Raw genomic sequence first — 15,780 nt, 5'->3', positions numbered from 1 at the left:
CCGAACGCCTTGACGATGGCTGCTGCTGCCCGTCCAAGCAGGGCTGAGCCAGAGGCGTGCAACGTGGACAGCAGTGACGAGGCCATTGAGGCGATCCGGGTCTACCTCCTGGACGGGCATGAGGTAGCCCGGCGGGGCCTGAGGGAGCTGCTCGAGGACGAGGGCATGGTTGTCGTCGGGGAGAGTGAGACCGCCGCGGAGGCTGAGGCGAGGATCCCGGCCTTGCGGCCGCACGTGGCGGTGCTCGACGCCCGGCTGGCGGGAGGGACAGGGATGGAGGTCTGCCGGCGCATCCGCTCGATAGACCAGAGCATCAGGTGCCTGATCCTGGCGCAGGACCATGATGAGCAGGGCTTCCGGAACGCGGTCCTCGCGGGGGCGTCCGGTTACCTCCTCAAGCGGCTCCCGGGGCAGGACATCACCCGGGCAGTCCGCCGCGCCGCGGCGGGTGAGGTGCTCTTCGACCCCCAGGAGGAGGACAGGATCCTCTCAGCGGCGATCGAGTCAGCCCCGCCAGCACCGAGGATCTTCGACGGCCTGACGCCGAAGGAGTCCCGGGTGCTGGAGCTGCTCGGCCTGGGCATGACGAACCGGCAGATCGCCCAGCAGATGGCCCTGGCCGAGAAGACAGCGAAGAACTACGTCTCCGCGGTCCTGTCCAAGCTCGGCCTGGAGAACAGGACCCAGGCGGCCCTGTACATTGCACAGGCCGAGCGAAGGAGGCAGCGCCCGCGCCCGTGAAGCCGGCGCCCGGCCTCGGGCTCCGGCCCTTCCGGGCGGGGACGGCGGCGCGCCCTCGTCCCTCCCGAAACGCGTCCGGCTATGCCCGGAGAGGACGCGCTGGACCTCAGGTGGCCTGCCGGATTGTCAGGGGATGATCTTGTACAGGTCGATGACGGTCTCCTCGGGGGGCGATGTGAATCCGCCCTCGATGCCCGCTTGCATGCGGGGCATGAGGATGCCGTCGCGGAATTTCTCCCAGCTTTCCTTCGACTCGTGGACGGCCATGATCGTCCAGCCTCCGGCTGAAGGTCCTGCCGCGTGGAAGGTCTGGCCGTCGGGGAGGAGGCCTTCGCCGGGGTGGACGGCGGCGATCGAGGCCTCGTACTGCTCCTTGGTGCCTCCGGGGAAGAAGTGCACGACTCCGTATGGGGCGGCTTCCATGTCTGCTCCTTGGTTGGTCCGGGTGTGTGTGGTGTTCCTGCCCCGCTGAGGGTCAGCTCCAGAAGTCGTCCGACTTGGCCGTGTCCTCGAAGAACTCGCGGCCTTCGATCACCTTCCCGTCCCGGAGTGCGAACACGATGGCCGTGGCCAGGTTCAGGGTCTTCCCGTTGTTCTCGGCGTGGCTCTGCTGGATCCCTACGGTGTGGCTTTCTCCGCCGACGATGTCCTGGACCGCCGCTTGGAAGGAACCGTGGGAACGTGCGCCCAGCTCGCCGAAGTAGGCCAAGATGGCCTCGCGTCCTTGCTTGGTCCCGGACAGTACGCCACTGCCAGCGGCGTACCAGACCGCGTCTTCCGCGAACAACTCGCTCAGGGCGGCCAAGTCCCCTGCGTTGAAGGCCTCATAGCCGCGCCGGACCACTTCGGCGTTTTCTGCAGCGCCCATATCGGATACCTCTCCGTCATCCTCGTCGGTCGATGGACTGCTCAAGCCCTGTCCACGGGGGGTGCGGCCTCGGGGCGGGGCTGCACTCCATGCTCGCAGGAGGGCTCTGGGAGCGTGAGGGGCTTAGGGCCCTCCGTGATCGTCCCGCCGTCCCGGCCTGGTGTGCCGTCCACGCGGGCGGGGGAAGGGGGGGGCGACGGGCGAGGGCGGCTCCACGGCCAGGGCGGGCCGAAGTCCTCTGGCCGGCTCGATGCGCCAGCCGTATCGTCGAACTGTGCTGGCCTGCCGCCTTTCGGGATGGGAAGCCGGCACCCGGCGCCCCGCCCAGCTACCCCCCAGCCGGACGGGGTGACCGCACCTGTGGTCGCCGGCCACACCCTCGGATGGGCGAGGCAGGCAGCGACGCCGAGCGTCCTTGAGCGCCGGGCACGGGCAGCCCATCCCGACCCGGGCTCTGTCCAGCCAAGCGGAACCTCGGGGGTGGGGGAGCCTGACCGCAGCGGTCTTGTCCTCAGCGGTCGGCGTCCAGCGCGGGCTGGGCGGCGTGGAGCAGCACATCCACGAGGGCGGTAAGTTCGCGGGCGGAGTCCTGGGGTGGTTCCTCCGGCCTGCTGCCGCGGCTCATGGCTCTCCCGCGGTGATCGAGGCCGCCACGTCGGCGATGAGCTTCCAGCGCAGGGCGAGCGCGGCGTCGACTCCGAGCTGGACGGCTCGGGGCCGCTCCCATCCAGGCCCAAGAGACCCGAGCAGTCGCCCGCCGCGGGCAGGACCGTGGGTGCTACTCGTACGGTGGCCGCAACGTACGAGACCGGCAGGCCCGTTGAGCGGGCGGCGCTACAGTCCTGAACAGCATGACACGGAGTCCCATCGAAGGAACCCCAACCGAGACAGCGTCAGGTGTCGATGCTCGGCGCTCACGCTGGGGTCAGGCAGGGGTAGGAACGTCTGGATCTGGGCTTCTTCGAAATCGATGCCGTCGCCGAGTTTGACCACGCCCTGATGTCCGAGCGGACCTCCCTCGCCGCCAGAGGGTCCGCGTCTGGGACGAAGTCGCTGCTCTTCGTGGACTCGGGCTACCGGGGGGGACCCGCCGCCATGACAGGTCATCAGCGGGATGGATACGCGTCCGTGCACAGCCGGAGCGCCTCGGTGGGAGGGCCAGCTCGTTCCCAATCCCAGCGCTGGCACGAGGCGCCCGGGCCGCTACCGAAAGGGGCGAGAGGAGTCTGGTGCCGTGCCCAGGTGTGACCGTCAGTCGAAGAGGCGGTGGCGCAGACTGTCGAGGATCCGTACGAGGAGGCGCGAGATCTGCATCTGGCTGACTCCCAGCTCGTGCGCGATCTGTTCCCGGATAATCTCCTCGATGAAGCGCAGCCGCAGGAGGTGCCTCTCCTGGCCGGAGGCGTCCGAGAGGGCGCGCCTGAGTGCGGCTAGTTCCGCGACGCGGGCGTACCGGAGATCGTCCTGGGGGGGACGGACGGGAGCCGGCGTCCTTCCGGCGTGAAGGGCGCCTCGTCGGCTTCCATGGGCTGTCCGACTCTGGCTGCGTCGGTGAGCCGGGCCTGGGCGACATCGTCTGGGCGCGTGGCGGCGGCGGCGAGCTCTTTGGCAGAGGGCTCGCGGCGGAGCTCCTGGGCCAGGCGGCGGCGCAGGGCGTTGCGCCTGAGCCTGGTCTCCTGCAGGCCCCGGGGCGGCCTCACCGTCCAGGACTGGTCGCGGATGTAGCGCTTGAGCTCTCCGTTGACCGTTGGGACGGCGTACTGCAGGGGTCCGTGCCCGGGCGGTTCCCGGTACCTGAAATGCCGTGCGAGCGCGTCGGCGACGCCGAGGTACCTCGACCGTTCTCCTCCGAGTCCTCCTCAGCGGACTGCAGGAACGACCGCTTCGAAGACCCGAACCCCGGACCAGCAGCTGCCGCTGATGGTCCGATCCTGACTTCAAAGGTCGGATGCAGCCCGTGACATGAGGAGCGATGCCGTGGCATTCGAACCGCTCGATGTGGCGTTGGCCTACTTCGAGGCGTCCCAGGAGGAGGGCGCGGCCGATCCCGAGGTTGCGGGACGGTTCGGGCAGGCCCGCACCGTGGCGCTCCTGAGCATCGCCGAGAGCCTCTCCGTCGTGGTAGCGGCCGCGGTGGAAGGGCTCGACGAAGACGCAAACGCAACCTGCCGGGAACATCGGCCCCCTTGATCCCGGGCCCCGATCAGCTGTCCGCAGGCGTGGTCACGGCAGAATCCCGAAGCACCCGTGAATAGGCCGTGGGCTTCCTCCTCACGGCATCGAATGATCGCAAAGTGAAGCTGCACGGATCGCGTCCGGATCCGGGCCTGTTTCGGACAGCCTCACCCCACCACGCATTTCGACTGAGGCAGCGGATACTCACGGTGCTGCCGGCGGCCGCCCGGGAGAGGGCTCAGCTGCCTGCGAGAATTCAGCTCCCTGAGAGCTGGGCCCATATCGCCATGACTCCGGCGGCGGCCATGATCGCAGCGGTCGCCCAGCCGATGGTGCTTGAGAGTGCGCGGTTCGCCCTGTCGCCCATGATTCGACGGCTCCCAGCGATCAGGAGCACGACGATGAGGAACGGGGCCGCCGCGATGGCGTTGATCATGGCCGAGAGGACCAGGAGGGCGATCGCGTCGGTGAACAGCGCCGAGAGGATGGTTCCGACCACGAGCCCGGCGACCAGGAGCCCGTAGAAGAGGGGGGCCTTGCGGGGGCTGCGGTCGAAGCCCCAGTTCTTGCCGGTGAGGCCGCTGAAGCCGATGCACGCTGCCGAGGCCAGGACCGGGACGCCCAGCAGCCCGGTGCCGATGAATCCGAGGGCGAACACCGCACCGGCCAGGGGCCCAGCCACGGGCTTCAGGGCCTGGGCGGCGTCGGCGGCGGAGTTGATGTCGGTGGGGTGCCGGCCGATGGTGGCGCCGGTGGCGACGATGATGGCGAACATGATCAGTACTGAGACGGTCATGCCGGTCACGACGTCGATGCGCTGCTGTCTGCGGCGGCGGATGGCTTTGTAGTCGGGGATGTCTGTGTCGGCGGCGGGGCGGTCTCCCTTCTCGGACTTGGCGCGCATCTCCTCGATGCGCTGTCCGCTCTCCCAGAAGAAGAGGTAGGGGGAGATCGAGGTGCCGAAGACCCCGGCCACGAGACCCCAGAACTGCAGATTGGGGTCGAGGCGCTGGAAGGTGAGCCCGGCGAGGACCTCGTTCCATTGGACCCCGGCGAGGAACATGACGACGACGTAGGCGAAGAGGGCGAGGCAGAGCCAGATGAAGACCTTCGAGACCAGCTTGTAGGACCCGGTCATCAGCAGCACTCCCAGGCCCACTCCGGCGATGGGGGCCCAGAGCTGGGAAGGGCCCGCCCCGAGCAGTTCCATGCCTTTGCCTACTGCCATCAGGTCGGCCCCGACGTTGACGATGTTGGCCACGAGCAGGCACAGCAGCAGAATGCCCACCACGATTGCCCCGGCCCTGCCGAAACGGCGCCGGGCGAGCTTGCCCAGCGTCTCCCCGGTTGCCGTGGCGGTGCGATCGCACATCTCCTGGACCGCGATCATCATCGGCAGCACCACGGGAGCGGTCCACACTGCCGCGTACCCGTACTGGGCGCCGGCCTGGGCGTAGGTTGCCACGCCCGAGGGGTCGTCATCCGCGGACCCGGTCACGAGGCCCGGGCCGAGGGCTTTGAGCCAGCCCCGCCAGCCCAGCCGGGCTGGGGTCTTCCGGGCCCGCTCGCGCGTGTTCGCCACGGATCGCCTCCTGTTTCCTCCCCCTGCCAGCCGGGGTGCCCGGCGCTTCAGTGAACCCGTCAAAGTTGTACCCGATATGCGGTTATTCAACCCTGGCTGCTCTGCACGGCTAGTGAGCGTCAGACGCTGGACTCCAGCATCAGCGCAGGCAGCTCGTCGGCAAGTTCGTGGGCCAGGAACCCGAGCGGCCCCAGCCTGCTGGCGAGCCGGTCGCCCGCTGCGGCATGCAGATGGGTGCCCCAGCAGGCTGCCTGCGCGCTGCTGGCTCCTCGGGCCCTGAGCCCGGCGATCGCGCCCGCCAGGACGTCCCCGCTGCCGGAGGTGCCGAGGCCGCCGTATCCCGTGGTGATCTTCCACAGGTCCGGTTCCTCCGGGTCCCGTCCGGGCGGCTGGGTGATCAGCCCCTGGCAGGTGACCACGGCGCCGAACCTGGCGGAGATCTCGGCCAGGTCCTTTTCCGGGTCATCCACGTCCCGCCCCAGCAGGAGCGCGGCCTCTTTGCGGTTCGGGGTGAGGATCAGCCGGCCCCGCCAGGGTTCCAGCTGGTCCTCCAGCGTCATCAGGGCGGCCAGGGCAAAGGCATCGAGGACGACGGCGGGCCCTCCCCGGCCGTCAGAGTCGCCGCCGGACTGGTCGCCGCGGGCGCTCTCGCGCTCGAGAAGGGCTGCCAGCAGCTGCCCGGCAAGGTCGGGGTCGTCCAGCCCCGGCCCCACCAGGACCGTGTCCGCCTCGTCCAGGTACGGAGAGATCCGGGCGAGCTCCGGTTTGATGGAGCCGCTGTCGGTTTCCGGCAGGCCGATCGAACCGCACTCCGGCAAGGCGACCCCCAGCTGCACGGCCACCGATCCAGCCACGGCTAGGGTGAGCTTCCCGGCCCCGGCGCGGAGTGCTGTCGTTCCGGCGAGCAGAGCGGCGCCGGGGGTTGCCCGGGCTCCGCCGACCACCAGTACGGACCCGCGCGAGTACTTGTCCTGGCCGGGGGCGGGGAGCGGCCACTGTCGCAGGAGCGACGGCGTCACGAGGATGGCGGCATGAGAATCAGCGCGGCCGGGCACTGGTGTCACCTCCGTGCTCGGTGACCGCGACGCCCTGCTCCGCCAGGTGGTCGGCCACGTTGAAGCTCTCCAAGGTCCACGGTCCCGACCCGGAGGGACGCACGAACCGCGTCACCGAGGCGTTGAGGATGGTTTCCCTGGCGGCCAGGTCCAGCAGTTCCCTTTCGCTGAGGCCTTCCAGCACGTACCGGAACAGCATGATGACCGCATCGTGGCACACCAGCATTACCCGGTGCCCCACACCCAGGTCGTTCAGCTCGGCCAGCACGGACCGCAGCCGCAGAGCCACGTCCGCCCACGATTCCCCGCCCGGCGGGCGGTAGTACAGCTTGCCCAGCCAGTCCCGGCGCTCGGATTCCTCGGGATAGCGGCTCTCGACGCCCAGCCGGGTGAGCCGGTCCAGGATGCCGAGCTCGCGGTCGCGCAGCCGCTCGTCGGTGCGCACCTGCAGCGGCCAGCCCGCTGTCTCCACAGCGATCTCGGCCGTCTGGCGCGCCCGCGCGTAGGGAGAGGACACCACGGCGTCGGGGCGGAGCCCCTCGGCGATCCGCCCCAACGCGGCGCCCAGCGCCTTGGCCTGGTCCCGGCCGGTCGCGGAGAGGTCCACGTCGGCATCGCGGGCGGGGACGTCGATGACCTCCGCACCTGCCTCGCGCGCTTCCGTGGCCGCGACGTTGCCTTCGCTCTCACCGTGCCGGATGAGGAGCAGCTCCACCGCCCCGCGCTCCTGGACGGCGTGCGTCAGGCCGTCACGGTTGACCGAATCCCCGTCGGCCGGATCACTCGTCGCGGTCGTGTCCTCCACGAAATCACCCCGTCCTCGCCGTGCCGAATGCAGGAACACTACTAACGCGGTACCCAGCGGGCAGCGGAACGTAACGGGCGACGGCGGCCGGGCACCGCCGCGACACGTCCGCGACCGATCTGGGCGACCTTCAGCGACCCCTGGGCTCACCCTCCCCGGCCATCGTGATCGCCCTCGCGCTGGAAGCAGGTTTCGGCACTATAGTCGGAGCCCATGGAAACGCGTGTGCTGGGACGGACTGGTCGAGAAGTCTCCGTGATTGGCCTGGGGACGTGGCAACTGGGTGGCGATTGGGGCGACGTCGGCCCGGAGGCGGCCGGGCAGGTCCTCGACGCGGCCGCCGAGTCGGGGGTGACGTTCTTCGACACCGCCGATGTGTACGGTGACGGCCGCAGCGAGCAGGCCATCGGCGCGTGGCTCGCGGCGCATCCCGACGCCGGGGTCATGGTCGCCACCAAGATGGGCCGCCGGATGCCCCAGGTCCCGGAGAACTACTCTCTGGAACACTTCCGGGAGTGGCTGGACCGCTCGCGCCGCAACCTGGGACGCGACACCCTCGACCTCGTCCAGCTGCACTGCCCGCCCACCTCGGTCTACTCAGACGACCGGGTCTTCGATGCCCTGGACCAACTGGTCGAGGAGGGGGTGATGCGGCACTACGGAGTCAGCGTGGAGACTGCCGACGAGGCTCTGGCCGCGATCGCACGGCCGCACGTCGCCACAGTGCAGATCATCTTCAATCCCTTCCGGCTCAAGCCCCTGGACGAGGTCTTCCCGGCGGCAGTGGAGGCCGGAGTGGGCATCGTGGTGCGCGTGCCACTCGCCTCGGGCCTGCTCAGCGGGAAGTACAGCCGGAGCACCACCTTCCCGGAAGGGGACCACCGCAACTACAACCGGACCGGCTCCGCGTTCGATGTCGGGGAGACCTTCTCCGGCGTGGACTTCGAGCAGGGACTGGACGCGGTCGCCGAGTTCCAGAAGCTCGTCCCGCCAGGGCTGACCACCGCACAGGCTGCCCTGGCCTGGATCATCTCCCAGCCCGGGGTGTCGACCGTGATCCCTGGCGCGAGGAATGGCGATCAGGCACGGGCAAACGCGGCATCGGCAGCCGGCGCAGCGTCACTGGGCCCGGAGTTCGACGCCGGCGTGCGGCGCATCTACGACGCGTACTTCCGCGAGGCGGTCCACCCGCGCTGGTAGCAGCAGGATCCTCCTCGGCTACGGCCTCACCTCAGGGCCGCCTACCGCCTCTCGAGGGAGCTGAGGCTGGAACCGCTCACGTGAGGGCCGCGGCCGCCCGGACGGCCTGGGGGAGCCCGCTGTCGGCAATCCTGCGGACCACGAAGATGGGGTCGCCCGGCGGCCTCCTGCGTCCGTTCCGGGCGCCGAGGCTGGTGAGGATGACGCACCGGGTGGGTGTGCCCGCCTCGCTGAGCCGGCGGCACATTGCCTCCGCATCCCCATCGGGGAGGTGCTCGTCGAGCACCATGACCTGCGGGGCGCACCTGCGCGCGAGCCGCGCGCCCTCGCGCATCGTCCCGCTCTCGCCCACGACGTCGACGCCCTCCTCCTCGAGCACCTCCCGCAGCGCGCTCAGGAGCGGGGGATAGGCGCTCACCAGGAGCACACGGGTCCTCTGGTCTGCTCCCATGATGTCTTTCCTGCCTGTTCCGCTTCGACAGGAGCCGGCGCTCTGCCGGGCTACGAAGTCGATATGACAAGTATGAAAAGTCCATCCAAAAGCTGTCTAGGGCATGACCGCCCTGTCATGGATCCGGGCGCCAGGAGCGGGCTGCACCCGCTGGCAGCTGCACCAGCCGCCTATGATGCGTGTCATGGACCTCGCCGCCGTCGCCGCCGAGCTCTACGCCCGCCCGCCGGGCGCCTTCACCGCGGCACGCAACGACCGGGTCAAGCAGCTCCGGCGCGAGGGCCACCGCGAGCTCGCGCAGCGGGTTGCCCGGCTCGCCAAGCCCTCTGTCTCCGCCTGGGCCGTCAACGCGCTCGCCGTCGGACGAACGGGAGCCCTGGGGGACCTCGTCAGCCTCGGCGCCCAGCTGCGGGAGGCCCAGGAGGCCCTGGACTCTGCCCGCCTCCGCGCTCTCAGCAAAGACCGCACGCATCTCCTGCCCGAGGCGGTGGCCGCCGCCCGGGCCGCCGCGGGCGAGGCCGGGGTCGCAGTGAGCGATGCCGCCGCGGCGGAGATCGAGCAGACCCTGCGCGCCGCGATGGGGGACGAGCAGGCCTCGCGGGCGGTGCAGAGCGGACTCCTGGTCCGCGCTCTCGAGGGCAATGGCCTCGAGCCGGTGGACCTCTCCGGCGCCGTGGCCGTCCCTGAGGTGCTCGGCGGACCGTCGGCGCCGCGCGGGGGCCCCACGCAGCCTGGAGGCCGGCTCGGAGGCACCTCGAACGGAGACACAGGGCGCAGGGACAGCACGGTGCGCACCGACAGCGGCGAGCGCTCGCAGGGCGGCGACGGCCGGCGTCGGACGCAGGAGGCGAAGCGGAAGGCCGAGGAAGAGCGCCGGCGGGCGGAGCAGCTCCGGCGCGAGGAGCGGGCGGAGGCCGAGGCGGACCGCGACGAGGCTGCGCAGGCCCTCGACGAGGCACAGGCCGAGCTCGCCGGCACCGAGCGGGATGCCGCGGACGCCGCCGCCCGCGCCCGGCGCCTGGCCGACGAACTCGGGAGCCTGCGCGCCCGGATCACGGAGCTCGAGGACGACCTTGCGGCGGCCCAACGGGAAGCGGCAGCGGCAGAGCGCGCCCGGGGGCTCGCTGCCCGTCTCGTGGAGCGCGAACTCCGGGCCGTGACGAAGGCCCAGGAGCGACTTGCGGCCTTGGACTGACCGCCCCGCGGGCCAACTCAAGTCGACGCAGCCCCGGGCCCATGCCACGCTGGACAGATGGCTCCCTCTCCCCGTCAGCCCCGCGCCGCACTCCGACAGTTCCTCCTCTGGGCCCCCTCGGCCACCCGCAACGGACTGAGGGAGGCAGCCTCGGCCGAGCGCCTCGTCCTGGCCGGGAAGACCGCCCTCGCAGCAGGCATCGCGTGGGCCGTCGCGCAGCTCATGCCGGGCGCACTCGGCCAGTACCCGTACTACGCCCCGCTCGGGGCCCTCGTGAGCATGTACCCGACCGTGGCGGACTCGCTCCGCAATGGGCTCCAGAGCCTGGTGGGGCTCGCGCTGGGGATCGGCGTAGCCCTGTTCGTGGGGAGCTTCGCGGACACCGCGGCCTGGTCGGTCGCGCTCGTGGTCGGGGTGGGGATGGTCCTCGGCGGGCTCCCACGGATGGGCAGCGGACGCGAGTGGGTTCCCCTCGCCGCGCTCTTCGTCCTCGTCGCCGGCGCCAACCGGCGCGACGACTTCTCGCTGGCCTACCTCGTCCAGATGGGCCTCGGCGTCGCCGTGGGGCTCGCGGTGAACTGGATCGTCTTCCCCCCGCTGCGCGTCGCGGCCGTGACCCCTGCCTTCGCGCGCCTGCGCCACGCGCTCGGCGACCAGCTCGAGGACATGGCGGCCGCGGTCACCGAGGAAGAATGGCCGCCGAGCCGCAAGGAGTGGTCCACGAGGGAGGGACTGCTGGCGGCCACCGCGGCGGACGTGCGCAGCGCCGTCGAGGAGGCCGAAGTCAGCGCCCGGGCCAACCCGCGCAGGAGGCGGCACCACCGCGACCTCGCGGCGGACCTCGCAGACCTGCAGGCCCTCGAGCGCGCCACCTTCCGGGTCCAGGACATCACCGACGTGCTCACGAGCGTGGTCTGGGAAGAGCGCGCCGGAACGCGGGTGCCGACCGAGCTCACCCCCGAGCTGGCCGCGGCGCTGCTCGCCACCGCCGAGGCCCTGCGCGGCTGGGGCGAGGAAGACGAGCCGGAAGCCCTGCTCGACCGCGCCCAGGAGGCCGTCGACGCCCTCAGCGGCTCCTACCACGAAGTGGTCGCACGCGAGGCTCCCGGCGACGCCACCGGGGCGATCTCGCTCGCGCTGTCGCGGATCGTCCGGATGGTCCGCGGGCGCCTGGACTCCCGCGAGCCCGAGGCTTCACTCCCGGCCGAGGGCGCCGCCGACCCGGCCTAGGGCGCGGGGCGCCGCGACTCCTCCTCGGACCCGGCGGCCTCCGGCTCCTTCTGCGCATCGCGCGGCATGGCGAGCACAGCCGCCACGGCGAGCACCGCGACCACCAGGACGGCGAGGAAGACCGCCCCCGAGGCGGGCACGACGGCGAGCTGCTGGCTCGGCGCGGCCGCGTAGATCCCGTTGGCGGTCGCGCCGAACACGGCGACGCCGAGGGCGCTGCCGATGGAGCGGGCGAAGAGGTTGGTGCCCGTGACGACGCCGCGCCGGCTCCAGTCCACGCTCGACTGCGCGGAGATGAGCGTGGGCGAGGCGGTCAGCCCGAGTCCGAGCCCGATCACGAAGCAGCTGCCAGCAACGAAGAGCACGCCCGGCGTGTGCGCGGTCGCCGCGAGCACGGCCGTTCCGGCCACCGCCACCACGATGCCGATGATCGCCGTGCGGCGGAAGCCGATCCGCAGGTACAGCCGCCCGGACTGCGAGGCGCTGATCGGCCAGCCGAGCGTGAGCGCCGCCAGGGCGAGCCCGGCGACCACGGGAGAGACGGACAGGGCGCCCTCGAGGAACGTGGGCACATAGGAGGTCAGCCCCAGGATCATCGCCCCGACTCCGAAGGAGACCAGAGTGGTGGTGAGCAGGAGCCGCCGCGAGATCACCCAGGTGGGGAGCACCGGCTCGGCGGCACGCCGCTCGGCAAGCAGGAATGCCACGAACAGGGCTGCTCCCGCGGCGGGCACGCCGATGCCCAGCGGCGAGGCCCACGCCCAGGCCTGGCCGCCCTCGAGGGCGCCGAGGATCAGCAGGGTCATCGCCACAGTCAGCAGCCCGGAGCCGAGGTAGTCGATCCGGTGCCGCTGCTTCTCGAAGGACTCGTGGAACGTGCGCGCGAGCATCCAGGCGGCGAGGACGCAGAGTGGGATGTTGATCAGGAAGATCCCGCGCCAGATGCCCAGCGACGCGAAGACGCCGCCGAGAGTCGGACCCACCACGGAGGAGACGGCCCAGACGCTGGCGAGGTAGCCCTGTGCCTTGGCCCGCTCCGCGACCGTGTAGATGTCCCCGGCGATGGTGATGGCCATCGGCTGCACGGCGCCCGCGCCGAGGCCCTGCACGACCCGGAACGCGATGAGTGCGCCCATGGTCGGGGCGACCCCGCACAGGACCGAGCCGAGCAGGAACAGGCCGATGCCCGTCAGGATCAGCGGCTTGCGGCCCAGCATGTCGGCGAGCTTGGCGTACACCGGCACCGAGACGGCCTGGGCGAGCATGTAGGCGGAGAAGAGCCAGGGGAAGGAGGAGAAGCCGCCCACGTCCCGCACGATCGAGGGAACGGCCGTCGCCACGATCGTCGAGTCGATGGCCACGAGGCCGGTGGTGAGCATGAGGGCGATGAGGATGGGGCCACGCTCGGAGCGGAAGCCCACGTCGGCACGGGTCACGGTCATGTTGGTCAGAACCGCGCCGGGGGCGCAAATAGTCCCTGCAGCGCTGGACTAGGCTCACATCAGGAGGGCATTCGTCCCTACCCTCCTCCAGATCCGCACGGCCCGGGGGTGAGCACATGGACCAGATCCTCTCGCTGCCCTTCGGCGTCGCGTGGGCCGTGCTCTTTGCGATCGTCCTGGCCCGCACCACCGCGACCTACTGGCTCGGCCGGGGGATCGCGGCCGGAGCCGCGCGCAGCGGCCGCATCGCTGCCCGCCTGGGGCGCCCGGGGCCCGCGCGCAGGATCGCCCGCGCCCAGCGCGTCCTCGACCGCTGGGGCCCGATGGCGATCGTCCTCACGTTCTTGACGGTGGGCCTCCAGACCACCGTCAATCTGGCCGCCGGGCTCGGGCGCATGCACCTGCGCTACCACCTGCCCGCCGCCGCGGCCGGGTCGGTCATCTGGGCCTTCGTCTATGCGACGGTCGGCCTGGCCGCCCTGGAGCTCTGGGCCGAGCACGTGGCCGGGGCACCGTGGCTCTGGGGAGCGGGTGCGGCGGCAGCGGCCGCCGTCGCCGGTCGGCTCGTCCTCCTCCGCCGCGCACGCGCCCGCTCGGCGCCCGACGGCGGTGCGGTGCCGCCTCCCGCTGGCGATAAGGTGGACGGGGCCGCACAACGGGGAGCAGGCCAGGAGAGGAGCGAGACGTGACGCAGCAGGCAGGGACATCGGCCCCGTGGGCGCAGGAGCTGCCCGAACTCGCCGTGGGCGACTTCTACTACGAGGACCTCGGCGGCGGCCGCTACCGGTCCACCATCCACGCGCAGGGCGCCTGGAATGCCCACGAGCAGCACATGGCCCCCGCCTCCGGCATCCTCGCCCACGCCCTGGCCGCGCACGAGCCGCGGCCCGAGATGCGCATCGCCCGCATCGGCTACGAGATCCTCGGCCTCATCCACGGCGGCGAGTTCGAGGTCACCACCCGCACGGTGCGCCCAGGGCGGACGATCGAGCTCATCGAGGCCGAGCTCAGCGCCCAGGGCCGTCCCGCCGTCCGCGCCACCGCATGGCGGCTCATCACCGCGGACACCTCAGCGGTCGCCGCGGTCGAGGACCCGCGGATTCCGCCGCGCGGGGAGTGCGAGCGCTGGGACGGGGCCACCGAGTGGCCCGGGGGCTACATCCGCTCGCTCGAGATGTACCAGGCTCCGGGACACCGCTCCGGCAGCGGCACGGTGTGGATCCGGACCGCCCACCCCCTCGTCGGCGGCACGCAGAGCCCGGACTGGGTCAGGCTCATCGGCCTGGTCGACACGGCCAACGGCATCGCGACCCGGGTCCCGCCGGGCCCCGGCAGCTGGGCCTTCCCGAACGTCGATCTCCAGATCCACATGTACCGCGAGCCCCGGGGCGAGTGGCTCGGCATCGACAACTCCGTGTCCTTCGGCGCCGACGGGATCGGCCTGACCTCCTCGGTGCTGCACGACGGCGACGGACCCTTCGGCCGCGCCGAGCAGATCCTCACGCTGCGCAGGAGCTGATCCGTGGCCGCGTGGAACGGCGGCGCCTCCGTGCCGCTCGAGATCGTCTCCGGCACTGGGCTGGCCGCTGACGACGAGGACGGCGCCGCCGCGGAGCTCGCGCGCGCCACGGAGCTCCTCGACGAGGTCAAGCGCGGCGCCCGCGGGGCGACGCTCAGGCTCTACCGACCCCGGCGCACCCTCGCATTCGGTCAGCGGGACACCCGCCTGCCCGGCTTCGAGACGGCCCGCTCCGCGGCCCTCGAGCACGGCTTCGAGCCCGTGGTCCGCCGGGCCGGCGGCCGCGCGGCGGCCTACCACGCCGGGACGCTGATCGTGGACCACATCGAGCCGGCCCGGGAGGCCATGGTGGGCCACCGGCACCGGTTCGAGGTCTTCGGCGACCTCTACGCGGGGGTCCTGCGCACCCTCGGCGTCGACGCCCGGGTGGGCGAAATCCCGGGGGAGTACTGCCCGGGCGAATTCAGCGTCCACGGCGTCCCCGCCGGCGCGGACCTCCCGGGGCAGGGCGGCGGCCCGGGAAGCACGACGGCGGGCGGCCGCCTCAAGCTCGTCGGCACGGCCCAGCGGGTGGTCGCCGGGGCGTGGCTGTTCTCCTCGGTCTTCGTGGTGGCCGACGCCGCACCTGTGCGGGCTGTGCTCACCGATGTCTACCGGGCACTCGCGCTGCCCTTCGACCCCGCCACCGCGGGCGCCGCGGACGACCTGGTGCCCGGCCTGACCGTGGATGCCGTCGAGGCCGCCCTCGTGGCCATGTACAGGGACCAGGGCGCCCTCACCTGACGGTGGGCTCGCTCACCCGGCCGAGCACGGCGAGGGCATCCTCGCGGCCGAGCCGCTCCTGGCGGTACTGCTCGAGGAGGATCGTGAGCATCGCGTCGGCCTGGTCCGCGTCCTCGGCGCCCATCGCCTCGGCCGCGAAGGCCACCCGCAGGTTCAGCGCGTAGGCGTCGGCGGCCGTCTGGGCGAGGCACAGGTGCGTGGAGACCCCGGCGAGCAGGATGCGCTCGGTGCCCCACGTCCTGAGGCGCTGGAGCAGGTCGGTGCCCACGAACGCGCTGTCGCGGCGCTTGACGAGCTGGGGCAGCCCGTCTGTGTCCAGCTCGGGCAGGGATTCCGCCTGCTCGGTGCCGCGGAACGCGAAGCCCTGCCCGTCGTCGAGCATCGCCAGGGTCCACGTGGACTGGTCGCGCTCGTGCTCGGTGCGGACCACGTGCGCCGGGAGCCCCGAGCCGCGGGCGGCGGCGATCAGATCGTTGCAGGCGGCGACCAGCCGCCCGCGCTGCGCCGCGAGCTCGGGGAACTCGAAGAACGAGTTCTGCATGTCGATGATCAGCAGGGCGGTGCGCATGCCCGCGCCTTACCCGCGGGCGCGGGCACGCACACACATCCCTGCCCAGGCGGAGGCCGCCTGGGCAGCGTGCCGGTCGCCGAGGACGTAGGTCAGTGGCCGCGGTGGATCCATTCCTGCAGGTGGGGGGCCTCGGTGCCGATGGTGGTGGGGTCGCCGTGGCCGG

Annotated in this window: 17 protein-coding genes; 8 read left to right on the top strand and 9 right to left on the bottom strand. The window is 71.7% G+C overall.

Annotated elements, in window-relative coordinates:
* Positions 1 to 63: 63 nt before the first annotated feature.
* Positions 64 to 741 (top strand): response regulator, encoded by a 678-nt coding sequence (locus ACVWWH_RS19500; protein WP_457317704.1) that lies wholly within the window; start codon positions 64 to 66, stop codon positions 739 to 741.
* A 126-nt stretch (positions 742 to 867) separates the two neighbouring features.
* Here ACVWWH_RS19500 and ACVWWH_RS19495 read toward each other — a convergent pair whose 3' ends face one another.
* The 3 genes from ACVWWH_RS19495 to ACVWWH_RS19485 all read right to left on the bottom strand — a co-directional run bounded on the left by ACVWWH_RS19495 (position 868) and on the right by ACVWWH_RS19485 (position 3,550).
* Positions 868 to 1,164 carry a hypothetical protein gene (locus tag ACVWWH_RS19495; protein ID WP_066498028.1) on the bottom strand — a complete coding sequence of 99 codons (297 nt, stop codon included), beginning with the start codon at positions 1,162 to 1,164 and terminating at the stop codon, positions 868 to 870.
* Between the two features lie 52 nt (positions 1,165 to 1,216).
* Positions 1,217 to 1,609, bottom strand: coding sequence for a nuclear transport factor 2 family protein (locus tag ACVWWH_RS19490; protein ID WP_066498027.1), 393 nt, complete (start codon positions 1,607 to 1,609; stop codon positions 1,217 to 1,219).
* Between the two features lie 1,251 nt (positions 1,610 to 2,860).
* Positions 2,861 to 3,550 carry a sigma factor-like helix-turn-helix DNA-binding protein gene (locus ACVWWH_RS19485; RefSeq protein WP_457317703.1) on the bottom strand — a complete coding sequence of 230 codons (690 nt, stop codon included), beginning with the start codon at positions 3,548 to 3,550 and terminating at the stop codon, positions 2,861 to 2,863.
* 36 nt (positions 3,551 to 3,586) lie between these two features.
* Between ACVWWH_RS19485 and ACVWWH_RS19480 the strand changes: the two genes are divergently transcribed.
* Positions 3,587 to 3,799 carry a hypothetical protein gene (locus ACVWWH_RS19480; protein ID WP_457317702.1) on the top strand — a complete coding sequence of 71 codons (213 nt, stop codon included), beginning with the start codon at positions 3,587 to 3,589 and terminating at the stop codon, positions 3,797 to 3,799.
* Positions 3,800 to 4,040: 241 nt separating this feature from the next.
* Here ACVWWH_RS19480 and ACVWWH_RS19475 read toward each other — a convergent pair whose 3' ends face one another.
* The 3 genes from ACVWWH_RS19475 to ACVWWH_RS19465 all read right to left on the bottom strand — a co-directional run bounded on the left by ACVWWH_RS19475 (position 4,041) and on the right by ACVWWH_RS19465 (position 7,226).
* Entirely contained in the window at positions 4,041 to 5,366 is a 1,326-nt protein-coding gene (locus tag ACVWWH_RS19475; protein WP_066498024.1) for an Nramp family divalent metal transporter, read from the bottom strand.
* Between the two features lie 119 nt (positions 5,367 to 5,485).
* Positions 5,486 to 6,421, bottom strand: coding sequence for an NAD(P)H-hydrate dehydratase (locus ACVWWH_RS19470; RefSeq protein WP_457317701.1), 936 nt, complete (start codon positions 6,419 to 6,421; stop codon positions 5,486 to 5,488).
* Positions 6,405 to 7,226, bottom strand: a complete 822-nt coding sequence (locus ACVWWH_RS19465; RefSeq protein ID WP_457317700.1) for a histidine phosphatase family protein — start codon at positions 7,224 to 7,226, stop codon at positions 6,405 to 6,407. The genes ACVWWH_RS19470 and ACVWWH_RS19465 overlap by 17 nt, the downstream gene beginning before the upstream one ends.
* Positions 7,227 to 7,439: 213 nt before the next feature.
* Here ACVWWH_RS19465 and ACVWWH_RS19460 point away from each other — a divergent pair, with 213 nt between their 5' ends.
* A complete protein-coding gene (locus tag ACVWWH_RS19460) occupies positions 7,440 to 8,426 on the top strand; it encodes an aldo/keto reductase (protein ID WP_457317699.1) in 987 nt (328 codons plus the stop codon).
* Between the two features lie 76 nt (positions 8,427 to 8,502).
* On the opposite strand, the gene ACVWWH_RS19455 is transcribed toward ACVWWH_RS19460, so the two are convergent.
* Positions 8,503 to 8,877, bottom strand: a complete 375-nt coding sequence (locus ACVWWH_RS19455) for a response regulator transcription factor (protein ID WP_066498008.1) — start codon at positions 8,875 to 8,877, stop codon at positions 8,503 to 8,505.
* 184 nt (positions 8,878 to 9,061) lie between these two features.
* Here ACVWWH_RS19455 and ACVWWH_RS19450 point away from each other — a divergent pair, with 184 nt between their 5' ends.
* On the top strand, positions 9,062 to 10,072 hold the full coding sequence (locus ACVWWH_RS19450) for a hypothetical protein (protein WP_457317698.1): 1,011 nt from the start codon (positions 9,062 to 9,064) through the stop codon (positions 10,070 to 10,072).
* Positions 10,073 to 10,129: 57 nt separating this feature from the next.
* Positions 10,130 to 11,302 carry an FUSC family protein gene (locus ACVWWH_RS19445; RefSeq protein ID WP_457317697.1) on the top strand — a complete coding sequence of 391 codons (1,173 nt, stop codon included), beginning with the start codon at positions 10,130 to 10,132 and terminating at the stop codon, positions 11,300 to 11,302.
* On the opposite strand, the gene ACVWWH_RS19440 is transcribed toward ACVWWH_RS19445, so the two are convergent.
* Entirely contained in the window at positions 11,299 to 12,744 is a 1,446-nt protein-coding gene (locus ACVWWH_RS19440) for an MFS transporter (protein WP_457317696.1), read from the bottom strand. The genes ACVWWH_RS19445 and ACVWWH_RS19440 overlap by 4 nt on opposite strands.
* 116 nt (positions 12,745 to 12,860) lie before the next feature.
* Here ACVWWH_RS19440 and ACVWWH_RS19435 point away from each other — a divergent pair, with 116 nt between their 5' ends.
* Genes ACVWWH_RS19435 through ACVWWH_RS19425 form a run of 3 tightly spaced genes read left to right on the top strand, consistent with a single transcriptional unit; the run spans position 12,861 to position 15,046 of the window.
* Positions 12,861 to 13,433: a DedA family protein gene (locus ACVWWH_RS19435; protein ID WP_457317695.1), complete on the top strand. Its 573-nt coding sequence runs from the start codon at positions 12,861 to 12,863 to the stop codon at positions 13,431 to 13,433.
* Entirely contained in the window at positions 13,430 to 14,263 is an 834-nt protein-coding gene (locus ACVWWH_RS19430; RefSeq protein ID WP_457317694.1) for a thioesterase family protein, read from the top strand. The genes ACVWWH_RS19435 and ACVWWH_RS19430 overlap by 4 nt, the downstream gene beginning before the upstream one ends.
* 3 nt (positions 14,264 to 14,266) lie before the next feature.
* A complete protein-coding gene (locus ACVWWH_RS19425) occupies positions 14,267 to 15,046 on the top strand; it encodes a lipoate--protein ligase family protein (protein WP_457317693.1) in 780 nt (259 codons plus the stop codon).
* On the opposite strand, the gene ACVWWH_RS19420 is transcribed toward ACVWWH_RS19425, so the two are convergent.
* A complete protein-coding gene (locus tag ACVWWH_RS19420; RefSeq protein WP_457317692.1) occupies positions 15,039 to 15,614 on the bottom strand; it encodes a cysteine hydrolase family protein in 576 nt (191 codons plus the stop codon). The two genes, ACVWWH_RS19425 and ACVWWH_RS19420, sit on opposite strands and share 8 nt — an antisense overlap.
* Between the last annotated feature and the right edge of the window lie 166 nt (positions 15,615 to 15,780).

It is taken from the genome of Sinomonas sp. RB5 (genome assembly GCF_054063535.1).
Note: the sequence above shows the minus strand (reverse complement) of the source record. Positions and strands in the feature narration are given on the sequence as shown.